Raw genomic sequence first — 24,507 nt, forward strand, 5'->3', positions numbered from 1 at the left:
TCAGGTTGTCGGGGGCCGCGTCCTCGCCTGCGGCTCGGCGACCTCGTTGACTGCCCAGGCCGTTCGGCGCACGTGCCCGACGGCGTACCGCTGTCCGGTATCTCCTGTGCGCGCACCTTGCGGCTCGCCTGACCAACAGGGCCGGCCCGCTCGTCGTGCTGGTGGCTTGGGCGCGGCCGCGCCGGTCTCGGCGAGCCGGATGGGGATGGCCGCGCTGCCGGGAGGCGGGTGTGCCGAGGCCGTCCGGGGGTGGTGCCGCCTCGTCTGGGATCTTGCAGGCGTCCTCAAGGAGAGCGTCTGCATCGAACGGCTTCCTGCGCCGGAACGTCGCCGTAGCGCTTCGTCGTCCAAGGGCGGCGTCCACGGTTCGGAACCGACCGGACGGGCGGGGGCGGGGGTTGGGGACGTCATGCGCCCTCCGTGGGCGGGATGGTGAGGCGGCACCCTCGTTGCTGATCCCGAAGGTGCCGCCGCCGAGCGTCCAGCCGTCAGGCAACCCCCACTCGCCGGTCGGTCTGAAGGAGTACGCCGACATCACCCGCCTCGAGTTCCGCCACCCAGGCCTCCAGCTGCCGCACCCGCTCGTCCGAATCAGCGGACGGCGCCGCCTCCCGACGTGGGGCGGCCGGCTTCGCAGCTGCGGCGTTCACGGTCCCGCAGCACCCACTCACGCAGGGTCGCCCGGCTGACGCCCAGGTCAGTGGCGATGCTCTTGTAGGTCGCCCCGGGTGTGGACTCGTACAGGGTCACGGCATCCGCCTTGAACTCGTCCGAGTAGTCCTTCATCGCCATCGGCGGTCTTCTCGCTTCCTCCGGATCAAGCCGATCTTGTATCAGCGTGTCCACCACTCAGGGGGAGGTCTCGCCCTCGCGGGTCACCACGCTCAAACATGATCGCCGTGTTGACGCATTTCAGCGCGGCTACTCGTGGGGAGGGCGCTTTGGGCTTCGGTACGTGCTGGCTTGGATGAGCACCTGCTACTCATGGTGTTCGCCAGAGCGCGATGGAGTGTGGGATACAAGGGCCCCGGGTTGCACCAATTGACCGGTGCGAACTGGGCGAGCCACCACTGCAGGAATGTGGGTTTGATGGGCAAGACTGAACAAATCTCGGCCGGATCAACATCCATGGACGTGGTCCCAGCATGGGCTCAGGCGCTGTTCTGCCCGCCGCTGCAATCGCAAGGCCAGCTCCCTATCCAGACACCATGCGCAGCGGTGGCAGGAGAGCTGGCCCACCAGGCGGACGTGCTCGCCGGATGTGCGGGAGCGGCCGCCCGCCGGGCTGGGGAGTACCCAGAGCTTCTCACTGAGCGGATGGCCTGGTGCCTCAAACAGACGGCACAGGCCTCCGCGGTGTCCCTATGCGACGACTGGCAGACGGCATGACTGGCCCGGCAGGCGTCCGGCCTGGGGGCAAGATTGGCTGCACTGCAACAGAACGCGGACCATGTCCCTTGGACTGCCATGTCCGCAACCCGTTGTGGCGAACCGCTCAGCAAGCAGGCGGCAGTCCCGGACACATGCCCAGTCATTCGGACTTGCAGCGCCGGTGGGCGGGTCTACTGATAGAGGCCCTCCTGGCCTTTCATGAGGACATTGCCCGCCTGCCGGGACATCAGGCCCGTCACTGGCAGCTACGACTGGTTGATGCCACCGAGCGAGGACTGCTGCCCATCACCCGTGGCCTCCCGGCCCGCCAATGGCTGGTCCACGCCCGCCACCGCACCTACATCCGTCTCCACCCTGCAGTCGACCGACACACCTACCAATTCTGGATCCCGCACTTGGTGGTTACAGTACGCAACACGGTTGGCGAAATTGGAACAGCAGTTGCCCAAGCCAAACGCGCCGGGCACGACCCTGCTACGACTGCCCACCTCCTGCAAGTCCGCCGCACTCTCCAGCATGGCTGCCGCCACCTGAACATACCTCACCCATGCGACCGCACTTGAGGCTCTCTCAGCGGCTGCCCCGTCCTGGCTGGCCGGCGTGGTGGACGTGCCCGAAATCGCCCACCGTTACGGGTAGCGGGTCGAGGGCTTGACGCTGCCAGCCTCGAAGACCAAGCGGGAACGGCTCGCTGTGGTGTTCGGGCAGGACGCGCTGGGCCTGTGCCGGGCGGTCTGGGCTTATGGCACCCCGGACTGGCTGCGGAAGATCGAACCGGTCGTCTTGATACGGCAGGTCCTGGTCCGGTCGGCGTCGACACATGCGGACGCGGACGGCGTCCCGCCCGGTCAACTCCGCCCCGCCTCGCCCTACGACGCCGACGCGCGCTGGGCGGCCAAGGGCGAGGACCTCTTCTGGCTGGGCTACAAGGTCCACCTTCACCGAGACCTGCGACACTGCAGCAGAAGCAGAAGCAGAAGCAGAAGCAGAAGCAGAAGCAGAAGCAGAAGCAGAAGCAGAAGCAGAAGCAGAAGCAGAAGCAGATGTCGGAAGAGATGCGGAAGAAGCCGCAGGCCCGGACGGTGAACCTGATCACGGATGTGCTGACCAGGATGGCGGCCGTTCCCGACGTGAAGGCGACCGCTCCGATCCAGGACGCGCTCGCCGCACGGGGACTGTCTCTCGCCGGGCACTACCTCGACTCCGGCTCCCCCTCGGCCATCCCCGTCACTAGAGATCTTTAAGGGTGTGGGTTACGTGGGGTCGTGACGGCTGTCGTAGGCCGCGCTATGCCGGAGGGATGAGGTATCCCGATGGCGGAGGGCTGACGGCTGAGGAGCGGGTTCGGCGTGAGCGGGTCCGGTTGGCGGCCGCTGATCTGATCGAGGCGGGGGCCAGTGACCGGGAGGTGGCCCGGCGGTTCAGGGTGACCCGGATGTCAGCGAACCGCTGGCGTCGGGGGTTGGCTTCGGGTGGTCGGCAGGCACTGGTCTCCAAGGGCCCGGGCGGTGCCCGCTGCAAGCTTGATGCGCGCCAACTGCGTGCGCTGGAAGCGGTGTTGGACGCTGGGCCGGCCGCCGCCGGCTGGAGCGACCAGTGCTGGACTCTGGCGAGGATCGCCGAGGTCGTGCGCCGACGGTTCGGCGTGGAGTACACCCTGGCCGGGATGGACCTGCTGCTGCACCGCATCGGCTGGAGCGTGCAGGTCCCCTCCCGCAAGGCCACCGAGCGCGACGAGGCGAAGGTCGCCGCCTGGAAGGACGAGCAGTGGCCCGTCATAAAAAGACGGCGGCGGACCTGGGCGCCTGGCTCTGCTTCGAGGACGAAGCTGGCCAGGGGCTGAGGCCGCCCAAAGGCCGAACCTGGGGCCGACGAGGCCACACGCCCGTCGTGCGCGTCACCGCGGCGGGCACCAAGCGCATCTCCATGGCGGCACTGATCTGCACCAAGTCCGGCCACCGGGCCCGGCTGATCTACCGCATTCATCTCGACCGCGGCCCCGCCAAAGGCCGGCGCAAGGGCTTCACCGAGACCGACTACGCTCGCCTGCTCGACGCCGCACACCAGCAACTCGGCGGCCCGATCGTCCTGGTCTGGGACAATCTGAACACGCACGTCAGCCGCACCATGCGGGAGCTGATCGACGCCCGATTATGGCTGACCGTTTACCAACTCCCCGCGTACGCGCCCGAGTTCAACCCGGTCGAGGGCGTGTGGTCGCACCTGAAGCGGTCCCTGGCCAACCTCACCAAACACAGCCTCGACCAGCTCACCACGCTGGTGAAGAACCGGCTCAAACGGATGCAGTACCGCCCTGGCCTCATCGACGGCCTCATCGCCAAGACCGGCCTCGACTTCCAACCGCCGTAACCTCGGCGATTGAAGATCTCTAGACGAGTATTTCCTGGGAGACAGCCATGGTCATAGGTCCTCTCGTGAGTCCTATCTGACCCTCTGTCAACACACTCCACATCCCGGGGGAACCTCATACAGCGGCGCACGATCAGCCGGGCGGTGGCGTGGAACGCCTTCTTCTTGCTGTTGAGCGCGGTGAAGGGGGCGGCGTCGGAGATCCGGCGTTCCTCCTCTTCGTCCTCCCTACACGGCGGCGGTGTACCGGATCGGCGTCCAGGCGTCCTCGGCGATGCCCGCGATGGCCTCGCGGATCGTCTTCTTGACCGCGACCGCGACCGCGACCAAGAGCGAAAACCGTGCGCCGACCTTGCGGTAGACGTCGACGGCCTCATAGCAGAAGTACGCGGAGCCGGCGCGGACGATGATCTACGCGATGATGCCCATCTCCCGCAAGGTGGCCAGGGCCTCGCGCAGCAAACTCGCCGCACTCTTGCCGGAGTTGCCCGAGCCCTTGCGCAGCCTCGTTTGCCTCGATCACCGGCGCCGCAGGTGCCCGTCTTGACCGTGACCATCTGCAAGTGCAGGCCACGCTGCTTGGTGTAGCCAAAGCAGGCGCCCTGCCTGGCTGGGCCGTAGACCTGCTTGACCTTGGAGTCGATGTCGACGAACACCACCTCGTCTCCCTGGTGAGGACCAGGCCGGTGTGCGCGGAGAGCTGGCAGCTGAACGCAGTAAAAGTGAATCGGTGGCCACCGTGGTGTCCTTACAGAACCCGCGTCATAAAGCAAAGGTAGGCAGCCCGAGATGCTTAACTGAGGAGAACTGCACCGTCCTCCACAATAACTTTGAGTTTAAGCAGCGGCTTCTTCGCAGGCCCAGCCGTCGCATGCCCCGACCAGGCATCAAACTGACTTCCGTGACATGGGCAGTTAATCTTCCCCTCTGCCACCTCCGATACTTTGCAGCCAGCATGCGTGCACACCGCCGAGAACGCGGCGACAACACCCTCCGCTGACCTGGTCAGTACCACGGACGCCGACTCCACCACCAACCCGCCCCCCTTAGGTACATCGTCCAGGCTCGCCAGTCTATCGCCCGACACCGCCTCCCTGTGAATTTCAGGACGGACTGGACTCTTCTCCTTAGGCTTCGACGAGCACCCTGCGCACGCCAGCACGGCCGCGCCACCTACGCTCACCCCTGCCACAACAATTCGCCGCCGAGTAGGCCGCTCCACAGGACCCAGACCCGCGCCACAATCGTCAGCCTGAACATCAGCATCCATAGGACAGCCCTCATTCTCAACACAAAGGCCGCAGAGGCAACCACCACGGCACGTAATGATCGTTAACGGAACAGCACTCACACCCTTACAGCCAAGCCACGCGAGCACCCGAGTAAGTAATACCTAGCCTCGCCGTTTCGGTTTGGGTGATGAGGCGTCGCTGAGGGGCAGCGGTTGAAGGGGTCGGCGCGATTCGGTGCTCGGGCATGGCGGAGGCCCGGCGCGGGGGTCGGGTTCTCCAGAGTCTTTCGGGTCGTGGGCTGGTCGTGGGCGGTCAGGGCTTTCCGGTCAGCTGGCCGGGCGGGGTAGTGCGGCGAGTCGGTGGAAAGCCGTGGCGAGTTCGTGTCGCCTGGGCCAGGTACAGGGCCCCGGCGTGTGCCTGGATCGTCCGGTTTGGTTATGTGATGCCGTAGAGGGCGAGGACGCGGGGGCGCTCGGTGTGGGCTCGTCGTCCGGCGGCGGTGTTGACGTAGCCGGCGAGCTTGAGCGCGCTGCGGATCAGGTCGCGGAGGGTAGCGAGTACGGCGGGCGCGTTGCGGGTTCTGACCTGGGACTTGTCCTCGTTGAAAGTGACATCTCGACACCAGTGGACGGTATTTTCCACGGTCCAGTGCCCGCGAGCCCAGGACGCGATCTCGGCTGCGTTCGCTTCCTCGGCGGGCAGGTCGGTGATGGCGTAGACGGTCTCGCTGGACCATTTTTTCGCCCCGTAGAGACGGCGTCGGCGCTGGATCCGCAGGACCTGGGCCGCGTGCGGGAAGAGCAGGCCCTCGACGGTGACGACCTGCACGAGCCGCTGCTCGTGACGGCCGTGGCCCCGGGCGTCGTCGCGGTGGATCACAGGGATCTCCTTCCAGGGCAGGGCGTGGAGTTGACGGGCCTGGCCGCGCTGGTTGTTCTTGATGGTCAGCAGGTAGTGAGCGCCGCGTTCGCGCAGGTAGATGGCGTGGTCGCGTTGGGCGTGGAGGGCATCGGCGGTAACGACCACCCCCGTGAGATCCGCGTCGTCGATCTGGTCGAGGAGAGGTGCGAACTCGGGGATTTCGTTGGTCTTCGCGCCGATCTCGCGGGAGGCGAGAGTGACACCGTCGCCGTGACGGACGGCGGACAGGACGAAGACGCGGCTGCCGTCCGGGCGCCTCGCGCCGCGCAGGCACTTGCCGTCCACCGCGATCGCCCGCCGCCGGAGCCGTACCGGCTCGGCGCGGGCGGCCGCCCGGTGAGCCCGGCGCTGTTCACGTTCGGTGCCACCGTCGGGCATCACCGGCTCCGGCCGGCGGGGCTGTGCGGACAGCAGAGGCCGAAGGTAGTCGTAACCGGCCGCGCCGATCTCACCGGGATCGAGTCGCCCCAGGACGCTGCGCAGGGTTTTCTCGCTCGGCACCCGGTAGCGGCCAAGGAGTGGGTGGTAGGGCAGGCCGAAGGCGGCCAGTTCCTCCGGCGCCGCACGTCGGCACCACTCCGCCGCCGCGGTGATCGAGTCGTGGCCGGACGGGGTCATCGCGCAGACCACCAGGGCCAGCAGCGAGGAGAGCCGGTACCGCACTCCGCAAGCCCCTCTCGGATCGGTGACCGACTCGAACTCGGCGACCAGGCAGCGCACTTGCTCCTTGGCGGCACCCTCGCCGAGGGCTTCCAGGCAGGGCGCACAAGGCACGGGGACAGCGACAAGGGATGATGGAGAAACGAACACGGCACCTTCGTGGATCTTGCAGCGTAGAGAACTACATGATCCACAGGTGCCGTGTTCACCTGCTTCCGGGGCCCACCACCGAGATCAACACCCCAGACCGGGACGATCCAGGCACTCGCCGGGGCCCTGGGGCCAGGTAGCTGATATCCGCAAGCACAGACGGCGGCCGCCGCAGGTGAGACGGGCGGCGACGTGCAGCAGCCGGTAGCGGAGCTTTTTCGGCTGGGCAGGCGCGAGTTCGCCGGCCAGCAGCAGGATGCGTGTCCAGGCCAGCAGGTCGATCGCCTTGAGGCTGAGTTCGAGCCAGGCGGTGTTGATGTGAAAGTCGCGGGAGGGGAAGCGGCCGAAGCCGGTGGTCTTGCCGCACCCGATCTGGTCCTCGACGGTGGCATGCCCGCGGTGACGGGCCTCCAGAATGATGTCGGCTAACTCATGTTCGCGAAACCGGGCCTCGATGAGCTTGCCCATCTTGCGGATCTGCTCGTTGAGGGCCATCACCTCCTCGGCCGAGGACGCATCCAAGATCCGGACCGGGCACGGACCGGAGAACATGGCCACTCTGCGCAACCATCAACACCCTCCGCGACGCCGACACCGCAGCATCGCCGCCGGACTCCGAGAATCTCCTACACGCCGTTCACCCGCCCACTCGACCTGCTCGGACTACCCCTGACCTGCACCGCAACATGATCAACCAGACTTTGAATCAGCCCTGACGCTCTGGACAGACCCGATTGAACCTAAAATGCCGAAGTCAGTAAAGGATGCTGCGAGCCGAGACGCCCGAGCATTGCGCTCCGCCTAGAGATCTTTAAGGGTGTGGGTTACGTGGGGTCGTGACGGCTGTCGTAGGCCGCGCTATGCCGGAGGGATGAGGTATCCCGATGGCGGAGGGCTGACGGCTGAGGAGCGGGTTCGGCGTGAGCGGGTCCGGTTGGCGGCCGCTGATCTGATCGAGGCGGGGGCCAGTGACCGGGAGGTGGCCCGGCGGTTCAGGGTGACCCGGATGTCAGCGAACCGCTGGCGTCGGGGGTTGGCTTCGGGTGGTCGGCAGGCACTGGTCTCCAAGGGCCCGGGCGGTGCCCGCTGCAAGCTTGATGCGCGCCAACTGCGTGCGCTGGAAGCGGTGTTGGACGCTGGGCCGGCCGCCGCCGGCTGGAGCGACCAGTGCTGGACTCTGGCGAGGATCGCCGAGGTCGTGCGCCGACGGTTCGGCGTGGAGTACACCCTGGCCGGGATGGACCTGCTGCTGCACCGCATCGGCTGGAGCGTGCAGGTCCCCTCCCGCAAGGCCACCGAGCGCGACGAGGCGAAGGTCGCCGCCTGGAAGGACGAGCAGTGGCCCGTCATAAAAAGACGGCGGCGGACCTGGGCGCCTGGCTCTGCTTCGAGGACGAAGCTGGCCAGGGGCTGAGGCCGCCCAAAGGCCGAACCTGGGGCCGACGAGGCCACACGCCCGTCGTGCGCGTCACCGCGGCGGGCACCAAGCGCATCTCCATGGCGGCACTGATCTGCACCAAGTCCGGCCACCGGGCCCGGCTGATCTACCGCATTCATCTCGACCGCGGCCCCGCCAAAGGCCGGCGCAAGGGCTTCACCGAGACCGACTACGCTCGCCTGCTCGACGCCGCACACCAGCAACTCGGCGGCCCGATCGTCCTGGTCTGGGACAATCTGAACACGCACGTCAGCCGCACCATGCGGGAGCTGATCGACGCCCGATTATGGCTGACCGTTTACCAACTCCCCGCGTACGCGCCCGAGTTCAACCCGGTCGAGGGCGTGTGGTCGCACCTGAAGCGGTCCCTGGCCAACCTCACCAAACACAGCCTCGACCAGCTCACCACGCTGGTGAAGAACCGGCTCAAACGGATGCAGTACCGCCCTGGCCTCATCGACGGCCTCATCGCCAAGACCGGCCTCGACTTCCAACCGCCGTAACCTCGGCGATTGAAGATCTCTAGCTAGTCGATCAAGGACACTCGTAGAGTGAGTACAGTTTACTCATCCGTTCCAGGTCACGGAGGTGATCAAGTGAAGATTACTCAAATGGTATAAAGCTGTGTAGGTAACAGGTATGCACCAGGATCTACTTGATTCATTCCCCTCCCTTCTTCAGTGGCGGAGAAGAGGTAAGTCCGGCGCCTAGTGCGCGAAAAGACGTTCATGCACTCTATGGGCACGTATGGAGCTGCGACGCCTTTCACCGGACCGTATCGCTGCCTACACAACTGCCAGAAAGGAGCGAGTGCCATGGCGCTCGAAGCTAGTGCAACTGCATCTCAATACGACGCGAATGCAGTTCGAACGGGTGATTCTGGTGCAGACTTCATGGTCCGTCTGTACGGGCAACACGCTGCCGCACTTGCGGCATTCGTGCTTCGCTTGGTGGCTGGGGACCGACAACGCGCTGAAGATGTGGTGCAGGAGACAATGATTCGCGCATGGAACCATAAAAGTCATCTTCATCCAGAAATCTCGTCCTTGCGGCCGTGGCTGGTAACCGTTGCTCGGCGTATCGTCATTGACGACTTCCGTAGTCGGCAGACGCTACATGAGGTTGGCTCGAAGCCTTTGGAAAACCAGCGTGCAGCAGACGACAACAATCGCATCTTGCTGCTAGCTGTACTGTCCGACGCTCTCGCCGCTATTTCCCCTGCGCATCAGCGCATCCTCGCTGAGACATATTTCAAAAGCGCTAGGCCCGTGGACGTCGCCAAATCACTCGGAATACCGGCTGGTACTGTGCGTTCTCGCACCTTTTATGCCCTGCGTTCCCTGAAGCTTGCACTCGAAGAGCGAGGTTTGACGTACGAGCTATTGCGTGATGCCGAATGAAACGCCCGGAAGAGATATATTGACCATGTCGGATAGATGCGCTGCTCTGTACGACTACTCGGCGCGATTGCAAGCTGCGGGGTCGTGCGGCTCAACTTGGCGTTTACTGACGTTGTCGCCGTGATGTCGTCAAGGTGAGTCCGGTTTCGACGCGGCATCCGTTGATGAGGTTGCTGCGGTACTGGATCTGGCGGAGACCGCGCCGGAGCGTGCTGATGAGGTGGTCTGGGTCGGTGAAGGTGGTGTTGGGGGTGTTGATGAACTCCCGCAGTCGGCGGTCCTTGTGGACGTTGAGGTTGTCCCACACGAGCACAATGGGTGCGCCGAGCTGCTGGTGTGCGGCGATGAGCAGGTCGCGGTAGTCGGTCCAGGTGAAGCTGCGTCTGCCGCCGCGTTTGTGATCGAGATGCCGTTTGGGCCGGTAGATGACCCTGATGGTTAATTCGTGCGGCTGAGGGTGCTGGTGGGAGTGGGTGGGCAGGCTCCTCCTGTGCCGGGAGGGTCCGGCCGGGGAGGGGCTCGTTTTGTCGATGTCGCCGCGGTCGTGGCCGGAACCGTCGCCGGAGATCGCTGCGGCGGTGCGGAAGATATACGCGCGTAAGGAGCCGCCGCTCGCGGTGGCGATCCGGGACCAGTTGCCCGAGGTGTTCCCGGACACGGAGTTCTCCGGTGCGTTCGGTGCACGGGGCCGACCGGCACTCTCGCCGGGCCTGCTGGCGCTGGTCACGGTGCTGCAGATGGTGGAGAACCTCACCGACCGGCAGGCCGCCGATGCCGCCCGCAAGGACCTCACCTGGAAATACGCGCTCGGGCTCGGCCTGGCGGACGAGGGGTTCGACGCGTCGGTGTTGTCGGAGTTCCGCACCCGGGTGGTCGAGCACGGCCTGGAGGAGCGGGCCTTGGACCTGCTGCTGGCCGCGTTGAAGGAGAAGGGCCTGGTCAAGCCGGGCGGGAAGCAGCGGACAGACTCCACTCACGTGATCAGCGCGGTGCGGGACATGAACCGCCTGGAGTTGGCCGGTGAGAGTGTGCGGGCCGTGCTGGAGGCGCTTGCGGCCGCGGCACCGGGCTGGCTCGCCACGGTCGTGGACGTCGAACCATGGTCCAGGCGTTATGCGGCCCGGGTCGGTTCCTGGCGGCTGCCCGTCACCGCGTCCAAGCGCGCCGACCTGGCCGTCGCGTTCGGAACGGATGCGGTCACACTGCTGGAAGCGGTCTACCGCGCCGACGTGCCGGGATGGCTGCGCGAGCTGCCCGCGGTGCAGGTCTTGCGGACCGTACTGGTGCAGAACTACCAGGTCACCGACACCCCCAGAGGACGGGAGGTGCGGCGGCGGGCGGCGGACGAGGACGGTCTCCCGCCGGCCAGAGTCCGTCTCGGCTCTCCGTACGACACCGACGCCCGCTGGGCGGCCAAGGGCGAGGACTTGTTCTGGCTGGGATACAAGATCCACCTGTCCGAGACCTGTGACGACGATGATGGCGACAACCGCGCCCCGAACCTGGTCACGAACGTGGCCACGACCGATGCCACCGTGCCGGACGCGTCGATGACCGAGCCGATCCACCAGACCCTGGCCGGCCGGAAACTGGCTCCGGGCGAGCACTACGTCGACTCCGGCTATCCCTCCGCGGCGCTTGTCGCCTCCTCGCTCAAGGACTTCGGCACCGTGCTGATCAGCCCGCTGTTGGGCGACTGCTCGCCCCAGGCCAGAGCCGGTGCCGGCTACGACCGGGCCGCGTTCGCCATCGACTTCGAACAGCAGAACGCCGTCTGCCCGCAGGGCCGCACCAGCTCGTCCTGGAGCCCCTGCACCCAGCGCGGCACCGACGCCGTGGTCATCAAGTTCGCCAAGACCACCTGCCAGCCGTGCCCGGCCCGGGGCCGGCGCACCACCTCGAAGGCCGGATACCGGCAGCTCACCGTCCTGCCCCGCCAACTCCACGAGCTCCAGCACACCGCCCGCCTCGCCCAGGCCACCCGTGACTGGCAGCACGAATACCGACGACGAGCAGGCGTCGAGGGCACCATCCGCCAGGCCGTCGCGGTCACCGGCACCGCCGTGCCCGCTACCGCGGCCTGGCCCGGACGCACCTCGAGCACGTCTACTCGGCCGTCGCTCTCAACCTCATCCGACTCCACGCCTGGTGGAACGGCCACCCCATGGACCGGACCAGGACCAGCCACCTCGCCCGCCTCGAACTCGCCCTCGCGGCTTGACCCCGAATTAACCATCAGGGTCGTAGATCAGGCGTGAGCGTTCACCGTTCTTGTAGCAGGTCAGCGGTCCAGCGCACCGTCGGTGCGCGCCGGGGGCGTGGTAAATCCTGTGGCGCGCGCTGGGGTGCTTCCGTCTGCCTCTGACGCGGGCTGATACCGCTACGGGACGCTGGTGGGGTTCGTTCCGGCCGAAACCGAATGCTCTGTGATGCCGGTGAGCTCGCAGGTCAGCGTGGTGCTGGGGGCCGTCCACGGGAACCGTGGAGTGTTGCTGCGAGCACGTGCGTCAGAATTCCTGATTCACCTTGGTCCCCCCGGAACGGCGTACCACTCGGCCGTTGAGGGAGGGACAGGGACGTGGATGTGCTGCACGAGCGCTGCGCCGGTGTGGACATCAGCAAGAAGGATGCCAAGGCGTGTGTCCGCACCCCGAGTACCAAGCGGCGGGGGGCCTTCGCGACCGAGACCACGACGTGGGGTTCGACGACGAACGCGGTGCTCGCCCTGCGCGATCACCTGCTCGCCGCCGAGGTCACCCTGGTCGTGATCGAGGCGACGTCGGACTACTGGAAGCCCTTCTACTACCTTCTGGCCGGGGAGTTGAACGTGATCCTGGTCAACGCGCGGCAGGTCAAGAACCTGCCCGGCCGCAAGACGGACGTCTCGGATGCGGCCTGGCTGGCCCAGCTCGGTGCGCATGGCCTGGTGCGGGCCTCGTTCGTGCCGCCCCAGCCGGTGCGCGAGCTGCGAGACCTGACCCGGGCTCGCACCCAGATGACCCGCGAGCGCGGCCAGATCGTGCAGCGGCTGGAGAAGCTGCTGGAGGACACCGGGATCAAGCTGTCCGCGGTCGCCTCCGACATCATGGGGGTCTCTGGCCGGGCCATGCTCGAAGCCCTCATCGGCGGGGAACGCGGCCCGCAGGTCCTCGCGGAGCTGGCCAAACGCAAGCTCCGCAACAAGATCCCCGAGCTGACCGAGGCGCTGACCGGACGCTTCCGCAGCCACCATGCCTTCCTGGCCCGGCTGCACCTGGACCACTACGACCAGCTCACCGACGCGATCCGGCAGCTGGACGAGCGGATCGAGGGGGCGATGGCTCCCTTTCGTCCCTCGCTCGACCTCCTCGACACCATCCCCGGGATCAACCGGGCCGTCGCCGAGGTGATCATCGCGGAGACCGGCGGGGACATGAGCCGGTTCGCCTCCGCCAGGCACCTCGCGTCCTGGGCCGGCGTCTGCCCAGGCCACCACGAGTCCGCCGGCCGAACCAAGAGCACCAAAGTCCGACCCGGCATCCCTATCTCAAAGGCGCCCTCGGACTCGCCGCACTCGGCGCGGTGAGAACCAAGGACACCTACCTGCAGGCCCGTTACAAGCGGCTCACCGCCCGCCGCGGCCCGATGCGAGCCTTGGTCGCCGTCGAGCACTCGATCATCACCGCGATCTGGCACATGCTCACCGACAACGTCACCTACCACGAGCTCGGCGGCACCTACTTCGCCCAGCGCGACCCCGAACGCGCCACCCGCCGCGCGATCAGTGCGCTCAATCAGCTCGGCTACACCGTCACCCTCAACCCGCTGGAAGGCGCGGCCTGACCGACCCGCACCCAGACACCCGGCGAGCGCCACAGCCACCGGGCACCCAGCCCTGCCTACCCCCACCCTGACCTGCTGCTATTTACGCGTCAGAGCGGCGATGGAGAAGCGGCGCTGGGAGCGTCCCCGGACCCGGGTGACGGGTGTGTGTCCGCGCCGGGCCCAGGTCCGTGCGGTGGGCGGCGTCATCGAGAAGCCGGCTTCGTCTTCGAAGCACAGCCAGGCGTCGAGCACCGCCACGGACCTTCCACCTGCGGCCAGGCCTCCTTCACCCAGCCCGCTACGGCCTCCTCGTCGCGCTCGATGGCGCGGCGGGCCGGGACCTGGTGGCTGAAGCCGTGCCGGTGCAGCATCTGCGCGATCGCCGACAGCGTCATGCTCTTGTGGAACCGGCGCCCGATCAGCGTCTTGATCCGCGCCAGCGTCCAGGTCTGGTCCGGCCAGCCGTGCGCGACCGGCCCTTTGGCAAGCTCCTGCTCGAGCACGGTGAACAGGGCCTCACTCAGCTTGGGCCGTGACACCGGTCCGGCAGACCGCAGCCCCTCGGTGCCGGCGTCGTGCCAGAATCGGCGCCAGCGCTGCACCGAGCGCACACTCACCCGTAAGTCCTTGGCGACCTGGGCGTTGGAAGCGCCCGCAGCGAATCGCTCCGCGGCCTCCAGCCGGATCCGCTCGCGAAACGCCTGCCGTCCAGGCGTCAGCCCACCACCCTGCGGATATCTCACACCACCGGCATACCGCGACGATCACACATCGTCAGCCCCCAACGACATCACGCCGCAAAGGTCAGTAACGTCCGCCCGGGGTCAGCTCGTTGAGCTGACGCCGGGCTTCGCCGCTCTGCCGACAGCAGAGCGGCCTTTGCGTGATCATGTCTTCTCGCTGAAGTCGACATTGATCACAACAAAGGCCGTTGGGGTGAGTCTGCTGCATGATGCCGCCCGCGTCGAGTCCTGACCGTGTTGTCCCGGTTCTGGACCGACTTCTACGCCTGCCTGCCCGCACGCGCGGACGCCCTGTTTGAGCTGACCGACGCCCTGCTGTGCAGGACGGGCCGGTCAAGACGCTGGCCGACCTGTCCCTGGCGCCCGAGCACCGGCGTGGGCACGGAGCCCTGTACGGCGCCTTGAATCAGGGGCGGCTGGATGTGGCACGGCTGCGCAGAACGCTGCCGCTGCCGCTGCCGCGCACGGCCGACGGACGGATCATGCCGGCAGCGGATGTCAGCACAACGGCCGGACGCGGCCACCAGCGCAGAGCGGCTGTTCTGCCACACCTACGGGCGCGGTAAAGGCTCGGCCCAGATGATCCCGGCTGGCCGTACTCCGTCGTCGCCGCCCTGGAGCCGGGCCGCACGTCCTGGACCGCGCTGCTGGATGCGGTCCGGATCGGGCCATGCGACGACGAGACCGCGGTGACCGCCGAGCAGCTGCGCGAGGTGGTCGAGCGGCTGCGCGCGGTCGGACACTGGAAGGACGGCGATCTGCCGGTCCTCATCGTCCTCGACGCTGGCTACGACGTGGTCCGGCTGGCGTTCTTGCTGGCCGACCTGCCGGTGGAACTGCTCGGCCGGCTGCGTTCGGACCGGGTCCTGTACTTCCCGCCCCGCCGCAGCCGCCGGGCAAAGTCGGCAGGAAGCCCAAGCGCGGGGCGGAGTTCAAGTTCGAGGACGAGAGCACCTGGCCCGTGCCGGGCCACACCACCACCAGCGCGACCAGCCGCTACGGGCGGGCCGTCGCCCGGTCCTGGGACCGGCTGCACCCGCTGCTGAGCCGGCGCTCGGCCTGGGCCGACCACCCGGCCGGAGATCTCCTGGTCATCCCGGGCACGGTCATCCGGCTGCAGGTCGACCACCTGCCCGGGGACCGCGACCCCAAGCCGGTGTGGTTGTGGTGGTCGGGCGTCGATGCCACGGCCGCAGACGTTGACCGGCTCTGGCGGTCGTTCCTGCGAAGATTCGATCTTGAACATACCTTCCGGCTGTTCAAACAGACGCTGGGATGGACCGCGCCAAAGCTGCGGACACCGGCCGCTGCCGACCGCTGGACCTGGCTCGTTCTTGCCGCCCATGCCCAACTCCGCCTCGCTCGCCCCTTGTGGGAAGACCTCCGCAAGCTCTGGGAGCGCCCTGCGAAGTCGGGCCGCCTCACCCCTGCCCGCGTCCGTCGAGGATTTCGCCGCCTCCGCGGGAAAACACCTCAACCGACCGGCGCACCGAAAGCTGGCGAGGCCGGTCCAGGCCGACCGGTCGACTCAAAGAAGTAGTACCTGCTCATGCTTGCCATCGCACATAGCGCGTCTAGTTAGCGTGGGCCCACCCCGATTGTTGGAGGAAACATGACCGCCCCCCTCGCTGGCGGACGTGCCGCCCGTCGACAGACGTTGCGTCACATCCGCCAGGGTCGTTCACCCGCAGTCCCCTTGCTGCTCGCCGCATGGGCTGGCGCGGTGGGAGTGCTGTGGCTGTGGTGGCACAACACGCAGTCCATTCCCGGCATCAACAGTCTCCTGCTCAACGCAGGCCGGATCACGGGTCTACTCGCTGGCTATTTGACGGCCCTCGTCGTGCTGCAGATGGCGCGTGTGCCTGCGTTGGAACGCCGCGTCGGCTCCGATCGAGTATCGCGGTGGCATGCTATGTCCGGCCGTTACACTCTTTGCCTAGTCGTCGCACATGTTTTCCTCACCATGTGGGCTTACTCTCTCCAGGCTGGCAAGTCGCTCGGAGACATCGTTCATCAGATGAGCGAAACCATCAACCAATTGCCGGACATGGGAAAGGCTGCTATCGGGACTGGTTCTCTCGTGCTCATTGGTCTCACCTCGATTAATGGGATCCGTCGCCGACTGCCTTACGACATGTGGTATCACGTCCACCTGCTTACATATGCTGCAGTATTCTTGACGTTCTGGCACCAGATCGCTGTCGGTAACGACTTCGCCGTCGAGTCAGCCGCGAAGAAATGCTGGTATCTGTTGTACGGTGCTGTCACAACCCTTGTTGTGTGGTACCGCATCCTCACCCCCGTCTGGCTGAACCTGCGCCATCATTTGCGAGTTGAGGCCGTAATCGAGGAGGCGCCGGGTATCGTCTCCGTGCTGATCAGCGGCAACAAGCTGCATCGGCTGGGCGCGGAAGCGGGGCAGTTTTTCCGCTGGCGGTTCCTCACACCAGGCATGCGGTTTAGCTCGCACCCGTATTCTCTGTCGGCGATACCCCGCCCGGACCTGCTGCGGATCACTGTGAAGGGGGTGGGCGCTCACAGTGCCCGACTGCGCGAGTTGCGACCCGGCGTCCGAGTATGGGCCGAGGGGCCGTACGGTTCGCTCACAGCCGCCCGCCGCAGCAAGGAAAAGGTGTTGCTTATCGCCGGCGGCGTAGGCATCACGCCAATACGGACCTTGTTCGAGACACTGCCCGGCGCAGCCGGTGACATAGCCCTACTCTACCGAGCCAGCAGCACCGGCGACTTGGCACTGTGGGACGAGCTACAGCAGATCGCCTCGGAGCGTGGTGCCCGCTTGATGTACGAGGTCAACGGCCCTAAGGGCGAGAGGCCCAACATCTCTGCGGAGTTCCTGACGCTCAAGATCCCGGACATAGCGAACCACGATATCTTCATGTGTGGTCCGCCCGGCTTCGCCCAATCGGTGTACGAGGCGCTGCGCGGTGCAGGAGTCTCTGCCCGCCGCATCCATCAAGAGCGGTTCGATCTGTAGGCAACGAGCTGCGCGAGCACATCTGCCGCGCCCTCTACGCGGTGCGAGCCATTCGGACGCTGCATTGAGGGCGACTGTCACGGCACCTTTAGTGGGCGTTCTGCGAGCTTTTGCCGGCTGTCAGTCTGGGTGTGGGGCTCAGGGCGATTGCAAAGTCCTTCGATCGTGTGTCGCGCAGGTCAGTTGAGGCCGGGTAGGGCCAGTGGCCGCTCGTAGGGGCGGAGGGCTGTGGTGCGGAGTCCGGCGGCGATGTTGGTGTGGCCGGCGTCGCGGAGTTGGTTGATGGCGAAGCTGCGGAGGGTGGCCATGTTCTCCGGGCTGTGCCCGGTGCGGATCTTGGAGGCGTCTTCGCGGAAGGCGGTGTCGCGGACGAAGTGGAGCCTGTTTTCGATCACCCAGTGCGCCCTCAAGATCGTTGCGATCCGTTCGGGAGATGCCTGGCGGCTGGTCAGGTCGGTGATGACGTAGACCGTTTCCCGGCTCTGCTTGCCGGTCTTGGTGTCGGTGCGGTGGCGTACGGCCTGGGCGGCGTGGGGGAAGTCGACGCCGAGGTCGGTGACGGTCAGGGCCTGCACGACCCGGGTCTCCTTACGTCCGTGGCCGGTGGTGCGGTCGTAGAACTTCGCCGCCGCCTGCTCCCAGGGCAGGGTCCGCAGCTGCTCGTAGAGGTTCTTCTGGTTCCGCTTCATGGTGAAGGCGTAGTGCGCCTTCTTGACGTCGACGAGGAAGCGGGCGTGCTCGCGCTGGGTGTGCAGAGCATCGCCGGTCACGGTGACACCCTGCAGGTCAAAGGGGTCCAGCAGGGCGGCGAAGCAGGTGATTTCGTTGGTCTTTTCCGGAACCCGGAGCTGGGTGACGGTCATCCCGGTGCCGGTCATCGCGGCCAGCAGGTGCGCGGCCGGGGTGGTGCCGTGGCGCGAGCCGCGGGCGCTCTTGCCGTCCAGGGCCAGGGTGTCGGTGCCGGCCGGGTCATGGCCGAGGAGGTCGGCCAGGCCGCCGGGGCAGGTGTCCTTGACGACCCGACGGATGGTCGCGCCGCTGGGCGGGACACGTACGGACAGGTCGGTCGCGGTACGGGCACCGAGCCGGGCCAGGACATCCTGCGGGGCCTCGGCCGCCCACTCGCTGATCGCCACGAAACTCCTCGCACCGGTGACCACGGCGGAGCAGGCGATCAGCAGCACTGCCACGAAAGGGTGACGCTTCCCGCGCCGGTACCGCGGATCGGCAAGTGCCCGCAGCCGCCCGGCCAGCGGGCCGATCACACGGTGCTGACGGGTGGGCGACTTGACCAGACAGACGGTGGCAGACTGACGGCACATCGAAGCTCCGTTGCGGGACGGCGACTTGGGAAGGTCACCCCCACAACGGAGCTTCGTTGCGTCCGGTCGCGCACCCGACCAGCATCGTCACACCGCCGTGACATGCGCATCCGAGAGATCACCACGACTTGCAATCGCCCTGCCCCCAGCGTCCCCACCGACACCCAGGAAACCGATGCCGACAAGAAGATGTTGCCCATTAGCCTCGGGCTTTCATGAGCGCGCTCGTCCATGTCTTGTTCAAATAAGCGAAGAGTCTTCTGACGTGCAACGATGGGACTTATCTAGGGTCCTGTTGGCTGCAAATCGATGGCATTGGCGCCGTGGCGCAAGCCGCGGACAGTGCATGACCCAGGCAAGGTCCTGCTGGATGTCGCGCTCGCGACGGCTCCGCCTCGCCGATGTCGCCATGCTGCGGGCCGAGCCCAATGTGTTCGGCCCGGTGGCGTCCGACTCCACGGTCCCGCGTCTCATCGATGCCCTCGCCGCGGCGACTCTGTTGCTCAATTTCGCTGAGGTTGCGCCCGAGGCGGGGATGCCCGCCGAGTCCAGAGCGCCGCAGCAACGGCGGTGACTGCAGCGCGCCCGCGGCGACAACCACGAGTGGGACGAAAACCCCAACTTCTTCGCTGTCCTGACGTCGCGCGAGCGCACCAGTGGCGCGCGGGCCGCCGAGCCGGTCGGAGTCGGCCAGGATCCGCTGAACTGTGGCGCCTGTGACGATGCGTCGCCCCGGCTAAACAGGGCGTAAACGTCGAGGACGCCGACAGCCGCCCGTACCCCGGCACGCACCGGCAGCGGCATGCAGCCGAGGAGGCCTTCAAGCATGCCGGGCACCCGCGCTCCCCACTCATCGCTGCCGTCGTCGGCGATCAAGGCTGCCACCAGGCCGGTTAGGCTCATCGAACGCCCACCTCTGCGTGGGCGGTGCCCGTGAGCGTCCATTCTCGCTCCGTGCGCCAGCTGCCCCACCAGCGTTCCAGCAGCACAGTTGTACTGGCACGTTCGCTGTTGTGGCAAACTGACCTGGCTCCGTCTGGATCGGTGTAGTCAAGCACCAGGGTGCTGTCGTCGGGTTGGGTCACCTCCACGCGGATGCGGCGCAGACCGGCTCGGCCGGTCACCGTCCAGGTAGGCAGACCGATCGATGAGCGGAAGCGGCAGAGTCCGGCCCAGCCGATCGCGGTGCGTTCGGCTCGCAGCGGCCAGGTGCGGCTGCCACAGCGCAGCCGGAGGAAGACTAGCGGTGGCAGTCGGCTCAGCAAGCGTCGCCGGGAGACTGCGGTCACGACTTCCAGGACGTCTCCTGCGCCGAGATCGGCGTGCAGCCAAGCCCAAGTGTGTGCGTTGCCTTGGCCGTAGATTCGGGCGGGTGCACCGGGTGCGCCACTAAGCTGCAGTGTCTTGTTCCCGTACGTGACGGTGCCGCTGTAGAAGGCCCGCGCGGCAGGCAGCATGTGTGTTGCTGGGAGGAGAGAGCGGTGCCAAGACCAGTGAGGGAAGGTGAACAATGGCGTGGCAGCCACTTGTTCCGTCAGGTGCCATCGCAGCTCGCCGGCTGTGCCGGTCAGATGTCCGGGCGCGGCGGACACACCGGCAGCCGCGAAGCCCTCCTGGGTGCCCGGCCACGTGACGGGCCCGAAGCGGGCGTGACATACCGGTTCATCCCGGGGGTAGACCGCGGCCCAGCCGTGGGCATAGGGCTGTGATCCGTCGGTGGGCGCGACGAGTTCGTGATGGATCCACACCCCAGTACCGGTCGCCGGGTCGGTCGCGGTGGTGTACCACACCTCGGTACGGCCGGGCTCGCCTTTCCACTTTGAGGCCATGAACCGTCCGGAAGTTGTTTCTCGCGGGAAGCGTAAGCGGGCGAGGAAGGGCACGAGCCCAGTCGCCACAGGGAAGCGCAGAGTGCCCACGCCGACTCGGGTGCCGTCGTCGTACAGCGTGAAGGGCAGGAGGGTCATCGACTTGACCGGCCGGCGCGGTCTAACCGACTTCCAGCCGTCGAGGGTGAGCTGCCGGCCATCTGCTGTGAAGGTGAGCTGGTAGCGGATGCGCCGCCTCGCCAGCGGTGAGATCTCCAAATGGCCGTCTGCGGCCGGGTCGTCGGCCCGACCTCTGATGCGTACCCGTCCGGTGACTTGCGCATCCGTCGTGCCGAGCGGCCTCAGCATGCCGTCAGTCGTCACCCGCAGATCCAGGCGCATCGGCCGGGTACGGTCCTCGCCATCAATGCGGACCGCCCCAATCATGGTTTCCCAGAATCGTGTTCCGCGAGTGCTCATGTGAGCCCTTCCAACATGATCCGTTCTGTGACCACGAGATATGTCTCGGCCGCGCGCCTGGCTGCCTTCTGATCGCCTGCCGCAACGGCCTCGACGACCGGTGCCAGGCGGTCGTGTGCGGGCCAAGGCTCCGTGAACGGACCGACCAGGGCCGCCCGGACAGGGAGATAGGCGTTGAAGAGGGAGTTAGTGAGCAGCACGTAGACGCGGTTGCCGGTGGCGCGGGCCATTGCGCGGTGCACCTCGATGTCGGCGAGCTGCACCCCGTCCCCGCCTTGAGCAGCGCGTACCGCGTCCAGCAGGGCACGCAGTTCGCACCGCTGCTCGCCGCTGGCCCGGACGGCGGCAAGCTCGGCGATCAACGCACCGATGCTGCGGCGGACTTCGAAGATCTCGTCGATCCAATCCGGGCTGTGCCGCACCAGCATGGGCAGCAGGTCGGCGCCGCCGAGGCGGGCGTAGTCGCGCACGCGGGTGCCCACACCATGTCGGGTCTCCAGCAGTCCGGCCTGCGCGAGACGGCCGAAGGCGTGTTTGAGGGTGGTGCGGGTCACGCCATATCCATCGGCGAGCTGCCGCTCAGGCGGCAAGTAACTGCCGACAGGGTGGCGCCCAGCGAGGATGTCTTCGCGCAGACGGCCCTCAAGGACGTCGACGATGGTTTCGCGGGGCAGTGCCTCCACGATTTCCCTCCCGAAAGTGAATCAGTGGATGAGCCACACAATCAACACGGGTAAGGAAAGTCAATACAAAGTGGAGGGGCGAGTTGGCGGACGTCCGGTTACGGGACACTGCTACTATCGGGCCGGACGGCGATGTCGGCGGTTCGTGACACGGTTGTTTAGCTTCGTCGCGATGGCGCCAAGGTAGGTAGATGGTGGCGGTCTTCTCGTAGCGGGTGGCGATGCCGCGCCACTGCTTGAGGCGGTTGGTTGGGTAGGCCGCGCGACGAGGTGCCCGCCATGTGCAGGCCCTTTTCCGCGTGGCCCCCTCCGAGCCCGCCGTACGAGTTTCCCCGTAACGGGCTCTCCAGTGACCTATTTCGTGACGCTGCTGGTTGGCTTTCCTGAGTGGATCGTGTCGTGGCAACCGATGCAGACAATGATCCGTTCCGGGTTCGATAGAGATCTCATATGTTGACTGTGACCTGGGGATTCGTGGTTGCTCGGTAGAAGTTGGCTTCGTGTTCGACGGGTGGGATGTGCCCTATCTCACCGTGGAGTCGGCGATGGTTGTACCAGTCGACCCACTCGGCAGTGGCGAGCTCGACGTGCGACAGCGTCTTCCACGGCCGTTGCGGCTTGATGACCTCGGTCTTGAACAGGCAGATCGTCGACTCCATGAGCGCGTTGACTGACAGTCGTAAGCGTCGCCGACCGACCCGATCGAGGCCGCGATCCGGGCCGAGTCCAGGTGTTCGGCGAGGCGAAATCATGTGTATTGGGCGAGTTCAACTGGTCGATGCAACACCGACTTGTTGAAGCGAGCGTAGTTGCTCCTCGAAGACTTCAGCGGGCGTCTTCCATCCGAGGATCCTTCGCGGCCGGTTGTTGAGCGCGTGAGCGACGGCCTGTCGGCGTCGGCTGAACCTGGGTTCTGGATCACTTTCAGTGCTGGGGCCACGGAGGGTCACCGAAACCGCGATCATGAACGGTCGTGGGTGATGTTCTCCTCCAGAACCTGTGGTTCCACCAGGTCCAAGGTGTCGTGATCGAAAACGTTGTGCCTGACGGCGAGTTGGTGGCCGTGCGGGCCCGGGCGGTTGCGGAGCGGGTCGTATGTCCAGCGTGCGGGACGCTGTCGTCTCGGGTGCACAGCCGGTACGTACGGCGGCTCGCCGACAGCTCGGTCAGAGGGCGTCCGGTGCTGATCGAGTTACAGGTGCGGCGGTTCCGCTGCGGCCAACGTTTGTGCAGACAGGCGACGTTCGCCGAGCAGGTCGACGGACTGACCGTCCGGCACGGCCGACGCAGCGCCGGGCTGCAGACAGTGCTGGAGCGTGTGGCGGTGATGCTGGCCGGCCGTGCCGGTGCCCGCCTCTCCCAGACTCTGGCCGCCGGGGTGAGCAGGTCGACACTGCTGCGGTTGATCCGTCGCCTGCCGGAGCCCGAGACCTCGACACCGCGGGTGCTCGGGGTGGACGACTTCGCGCTGCGCAAGGGCCACAAGTACGGCACGATCCTGATCGACATCGAAACCCGTCAGCCCATCGACCTGCTGCCGGACCGGACGACGTCGACGGTCGCCAAGTGGCTCGCCGACCATCCCGGCATCGAGGTGATCTGTCGGGACCGCTCCACCGCCTATGCCGAGGCCGGACGGCTCGGCGCCCCGAACGCCATCCACGTCGCGGACCGATGGCACATCTGGTCGAACCTTACTGAGGCCGTCGAGAAGACAGTCGTTCAACACCGCGCTCTGCTACGTGAGCCGCACGACGCCGCCACGGCCCAGGCCGTCGCGGACACGGAGAACACGAACCTCGATCCGCCCTCTCCCAGAGGGCCGCGGACAACCGGCCGACTCTCCGACCGCATCCGGGAACAGCACGCGGCTATCCACGCTCTCCTCGAGCAGGGCATCGGACTGCGCGCGATCGCCCGCCAACAGGGGCTGGCCCGCAATACCGTCCGCCGCTTCGCCAACGCGGCAAGCGCGGACGAACTCCTGGTTGGCCGGTGGACCGGCCGAGCCAGCATTCTCGACCCCTACAAGCCTTACCTGCACCAGCGGTGGGCGGAGGGCTGCACCGTCGCCCGCCGCCTGTTCGAGGAAGTACGCGAACGTGGCTACCCCGGCGGCGAGAACGTGGTGAAGGTCTACGTGGCCAAACTCCGCGAGAACTTTCCGCACGACCCGCCCCACAAGACGCCGTCCGTGCGGAATGTGACCAGCTGGCTCACCCGCCATCCCGACCGCCTCACCGAGGACCAGACCCAGCAGCTCAAAGCGATCCTGGCTCGCTGCCCCGCGCTCGACCGCACCGCCCACCACGTCCGCACGTTTGCCGAGCTCATGAACAACCGTCAGGGCCGGGACCTGAACAAGTGGATCACGAGCGTCCGGGCCGAGGACCTGCCAGCCCTTCATACCTTCGTCACCGGTCTCGGCCAGGATCTCGATGCCGTCGTCGCCGGCCTCAGCCTTCGCTACAGCTCCGGCGCGGTCGAGGGTCAGAACAACAAGATCAAGATGTTGAAGCGGCAGATGTTCGGCCGAGCCAACTTCGACCTGCTCCGCAAACGGGTCCTCCTCACCGCGCGATGCCGTTCATGATCGCGGTTTCGGTGACCCTCCGTGGCCCTAGCACTGAAAGTGATCCAGAACCAGGATTCGGGCGACGGCGAGACGGCCTCGAGTTCGTCAGCGGACCAGCGCGACCGGTCGGTGCCTTTGGAGAAGTACTGCCGCAGCAGACCGTTTGTGTTCTCATTCGTCGGGCGCTGCCATGGTGCGTGCGGGTCAGCGAAGAACACCCGCGTCCCGGTCTCCAGCGCGAACTGCGCGTGGCCCGAAAGCTCCTTCCCGCGATCCCACGTCAGGATCTTGCGCAACTGGTCGGGCAACTTGGTCATCGACGCCGTGAGCGCGGCGTTCATCGCGACGGCCCCGTAGCCGCCGAGCGACCGCCCGTTTTTCACATACGGCTTCTCGCCCCAGCCTTCCATGCGTGGTAGGTGGACCAGGAGCGTTGAACGACTGCTGCGCCGACAAGCGTGCCGATCGCGGACCTGGCCGTCCCGATAATCAGTCGGGTAGCGGGGACGCATTGCTGCGTCCCCGCCCCCTCAG

16 protein-coding genes and 8 pseudogenes are annotated in these 24,507 nt (G+C 66.5%); 12 read left to right on the forward strand and 12 right to left on the reverse strand.

Annotation, left to right across the window (positions count from 1 at the left end; translation table 11 throughout):
* Positions 1-591 precede the first annotated feature (591 nt).
* Positions 592-792 carry a transposase gene (locus tag OG985_RS44790; RefSeq protein ID WP_371674137.1) on the reverse strand — a complete coding sequence of 67 codons (201 nt, stop codon included), beginning with the start codon at positions 790-792 and terminating at the stop codon, positions 592-594.
* A gap of 1,643 nt (positions 793-2,435) precedes the next feature.
* Between OG985_RS44790 and OG985_RS44795 the strand changes: the two genes are divergently transcribed.
* From OG985_RS44795 to OG985_RS44805, 3 genes are read left to right on the forward strand one after another with little or no spacing between them, the layout of a single operon-like run.
* On the forward strand, positions 2,436-2,636 hold the full coding sequence (locus OG985_RS44795) for a hypothetical protein (RefSeq protein ID WP_371674138.1): 201 nt from the start codon (positions 2,436-2,438) through the stop codon (positions 2,634-2,636).
* Positions 2,637-2,692: 56 nt separating this feature from the next.
* Positions 2,693-3,235: a winged helix-turn-helix domain-containing protein gene (locus OG985_RS44800; protein WP_371666607.1), complete on the forward strand. Its 543-nt coding sequence runs from the start codon at positions 2,693-2,695 to the stop codon at positions 3,233-3,235.
* Positions 3,160-3,762: a transposase gene (locus OG985_RS44805; RefSeq protein WP_371666606.1), complete on the forward strand. Its 603-nt coding sequence runs from the start codon at positions 3,160-3,162 to the stop codon at positions 3,760-3,762. The genes OG985_RS44800 and OG985_RS44805 overlap by 76 nt, the downstream gene beginning before the upstream one ends.
* Positions 3,763-4,555: 793 nt before the next feature.
* Here OG985_RS44805 and OG985_RS44810 read toward each other — a convergent pair.
* From OG985_RS44810 to OG985_RS44820, 3 genes and pseudogenes are all read right to left on the reverse strand, one after another.
* Positions 4,556-5,032, reverse strand: coding sequence for a Rieske 2Fe-2S domain-containing protein (locus tag OG985_RS44810; RefSeq protein ID WP_371674139.1), 477 nt, complete (start codon positions 5,030-5,032; stop codon positions 4,556-4,558).
* Between the two features lie 397 nt (positions 5,033-5,429).
* On the reverse strand, positions 5,430-6,725 hold the full coding sequence (locus OG985_RS44815; RefSeq protein ID WP_371666527.1) for an ISAs1 family transposase: 1,296 nt from the start codon (positions 6,723-6,725) through the stop codon (positions 5,430-5,432).
* Between the two features lie 84 nt (positions 6,726-6,809).
* Positions 6,810-7,139, reverse strand: a pseudogene (locus tag OG985_RS44820) (transposase); the annotation flags it as partial.
* A 457-nt stretch (positions 7,140-7,596) separates the two neighbouring features.
* Between OG985_RS44820 and OG985_RS44825 the strand changes: the two are divergent.
* The 3 genes from OG985_RS44825 (at position 7,597) to OG985_RS44835 (ending at position 9,563) form a co-directional block, all read left to right on the forward strand.
* Positions 7,597-8,139, forward strand: coding sequence for a winged helix-turn-helix domain-containing protein (locus OG985_RS44825; protein ID WP_371666607.1), 543 nt, complete (start codon positions 7,597-7,599; stop codon positions 8,137-8,139).
* Positions 8,064-8,666: a transposase gene (locus OG985_RS44830; RefSeq protein WP_371666606.1), complete on the forward strand. Its 603-nt coding sequence runs from the start codon at positions 8,064-8,066 to the stop codon at positions 8,664-8,666. Before OG985_RS44825 ends, OG985_RS44830 begins: the two co-directional genes overlap by 76 nt.
* Positions 8,667-9,056: 390 nt before the next feature.
* Positions 9,057-9,563, forward strand: coding sequence for a sigma-70 family RNA polymerase sigma factor (locus OG985_RS44835; protein WP_371674691.1), 507 nt, complete (start codon positions 9,057-9,059; stop codon positions 9,561-9,563).
* Positions 9,564-9,666: 103 nt separating this feature from the next.
* Here OG985_RS44835 and OG985_RS44840 read toward each other — a convergent pair whose 3' ends face one another.
* On the reverse strand, positions 9,667-10,221 hold the full coding sequence (locus tag OG985_RS44840; protein WP_371674140.1) for an IS630 family transposase: 555 nt from the start codon (positions 10,219-10,221) through the stop codon (positions 9,667-9,669).
* A 79-nt stretch (positions 10,222-10,300) separates the two neighbouring features.
* Here OG985_RS44840 and OG985_RS44845 point away from each other — a divergent pair.
* A pseudogene (locus OG985_RS44845) lies at positions 10,301-11,784 on the forward strand (transposase).
* A 357-nt stretch (positions 11,785-12,141) separates the two neighbouring features.
* Positions 12,142-13,385: pseudogene (locus OG985_RS44850) on the forward strand (IS110 family transposase).
* A gap of 185 nt (positions 13,386-13,570) precedes the next feature.
* Here the strand turns inward: OG985_RS44850 and OG985_RS44855 are convergent.
* On the reverse strand, positions 13,571-14,110 hold the full coding sequence (locus OG985_RS44855) for a winged helix-turn-helix domain-containing protein (RefSeq protein ID WP_371674141.1): 540 nt from the start codon (positions 14,108-14,110) through the stop codon (positions 13,571-13,573).
* 193 nt (positions 14,111-14,303) lie between these two features.
* Here OG985_RS44855 and OG985_RS44860 point away from each other — a divergent pair.
* Positions 14,304-15,644, forward strand: a pseudogene (locus OG985_RS44860) (NF041680 family putative transposase); the annotation flags it as partial.
* A 78-nt stretch (positions 15,645-15,722) separates the two neighbouring features.
* Positions 15,723-17,105 carry a ferric reductase-like transmembrane domain-containing protein gene (locus OG985_RS44865; RefSeq protein WP_371674142.1) on the forward strand — a complete coding sequence of 461 codons (1,383 nt, stop codon included), beginning with the start codon at positions 15,723-15,725 and terminating at the stop codon, positions 17,103-17,105.
* 179 nt (positions 17,106-17,284) lie between these two features.
* Here OG985_RS44865 and OG985_RS44870 read toward each other — a convergent pair whose 3' ends face one another.
* The gene (locus OG985_RS44870) at positions 17,285-18,427 is read right to left on the reverse strand and encodes an ISAs1 family transposase (protein WP_371674143.1); all 1,143 of its coding nucleotides are present in this window, start codon (positions 18,425-18,427) and stop codon (positions 17,285-17,287) included.
* Positions 18,428-18,733: 306 nt separating this feature from the next.
* Here OG985_RS44870 and OG985_RS44875 point away from each other — a divergent pair.
* Positions 18,734-18,920: pseudogene (locus OG985_RS44875) on the forward strand (IS1380 family transposase); the annotation flags it as partial.
* Between the two features lie 78 nt (positions 18,921-18,998).
* On the opposite strand, the pseudogene OG985_RS44880 reads toward OG985_RS44875, so the two are convergent.
* From OG985_RS44880 to OG985_RS44895, 4 genes and pseudogenes are all read right to left on the reverse strand, one after another.
* Positions 18,999-19,151: pseudogene (locus tag OG985_RS44880) on the reverse strand (hypothetical protein); the annotation flags it as partial.
* Between the two features lie 175 nt (positions 19,152-19,326).
* Entirely contained in the window at positions 19,327-20,715 is a 1,389-nt protein-coding gene (locus OG985_RS44885; RefSeq protein ID WP_371674144.1) for a hypothetical protein, read from the reverse strand.
* Positions 20,712-21,398 carry a FadR/GntR family transcriptional regulator gene (locus OG985_RS44890; RefSeq protein ID WP_371674145.1) on the reverse strand — a complete coding sequence of 229 codons (687 nt, stop codon included), beginning with the start codon at positions 21,396-21,398 and terminating at the stop codon, positions 20,712-20,714. The genes OG985_RS44885 and OG985_RS44890 overlap by 4 nt, the downstream gene beginning before the upstream one ends.
* A 446-nt stretch (positions 21,399-21,844) precedes the next feature.
* Positions 21,845-22,104: pseudogene (locus tag OG985_RS44895) on the reverse strand (integrase core domain-containing protein); the annotation flags it as partial.
* A 267-nt stretch (positions 22,105-22,371) separates the two neighbouring features.
* On the opposite strand from OG985_RS44895, the gene OG985_RS44900 reads away from it, so the two are divergent.
* Entirely contained in the window at positions 22,372-23,991 is a 1,620-nt protein-coding gene (locus tag OG985_RS44900) for an ISL3 family transposase (RefSeq protein ID WP_371666483.1), read from the forward strand.
* A gap of 68 nt (positions 23,992-24,059) precedes the next feature.
* On the opposite strand, the pseudogene OG985_RS44905 reads toward OG985_RS44900, so the two are convergent.
* A pseudogene (locus tag OG985_RS44905) lies at positions 24,060-24,466 on the reverse strand (IS30 family transposase); the annotation flags it as partial.
* Between the last annotated feature and the right edge of the window lie 41 nt (positions 24,467-24,507).

The sequence above is a fragment of the Streptomyces sp. NBC_00289 genome (assembly GCF_041435115.1).
Classification (GTDB): Bacteria; Actinomycetota; Actinomycetes; order Streptomycetales; family Streptomycetaceae; genus Streptomyces.

Excerpts from the sequence above, each read along its gene's own strand:
- OG985_RS44835 (WP_371674691.1), top strand. The coding sequence starts at position 9,057 with ATGGTCCGTCTGTACGGGCAACACGCTGCCGCACTTGCGGCATTCGTG.
- OG985_RS44870 (WP_371674143.1), bottom strand. The coding sequence starts at position 18,427 with ATGTGCCGTCAGTCTGCCACCGTCTGTCTGGTCAAGTCGCCCACCCGT.
- OG985_RS44810 (WP_371674139.1), bottom strand. The coding sequence starts at position 5,032 with ATGGATGCTGATGTTCAGGCTGACGATTGTGGCGCGGGTCTGGGTCCT.
- OG985_RS44865 (WP_371674142.1), top strand. The coding sequence starts at position 15,723 with ATGACCGCCCCCCTCGCTGGCGGACGTGCCGCCCGTCGACAGACGTTG.
- OG985_RS44790 (WP_371674137.1), bottom strand. The coding sequence starts at position 792 with ATGGCGATGAAGGACTACTCGGACGAGTTCAAGGCGGATGCCGTGACC.
- OG985_RS44885 (WP_371674144.1), bottom strand. The coding sequence starts at position 20,715 with ATGAGCACTCGCGGAACACGATTCTGGGAAACCATGATTGGGGCGGTC.
- OG985_RS44825 (WP_371666607.1), top strand. The coding sequence starts at position 7,597 with ATGAGGTATCCCGATGGCGGAGGGCTGACGGCTGAGGAGCGGGTTCGG.
- OG985_RS44800 (WP_371666607.1), top strand. The coding sequence starts at position 2,693 with ATGAGGTATCCCGATGGCGGAGGGCTGACGGCTGAGGAGCGGGTTCGG.
- OG985_RS44795 (WP_371674138.1), top strand. The coding sequence starts at position 2,436 with ATGTCGGAAGAGATGCGGAAGAAGCCGCAGGCCCGGACGGTGAACCTG.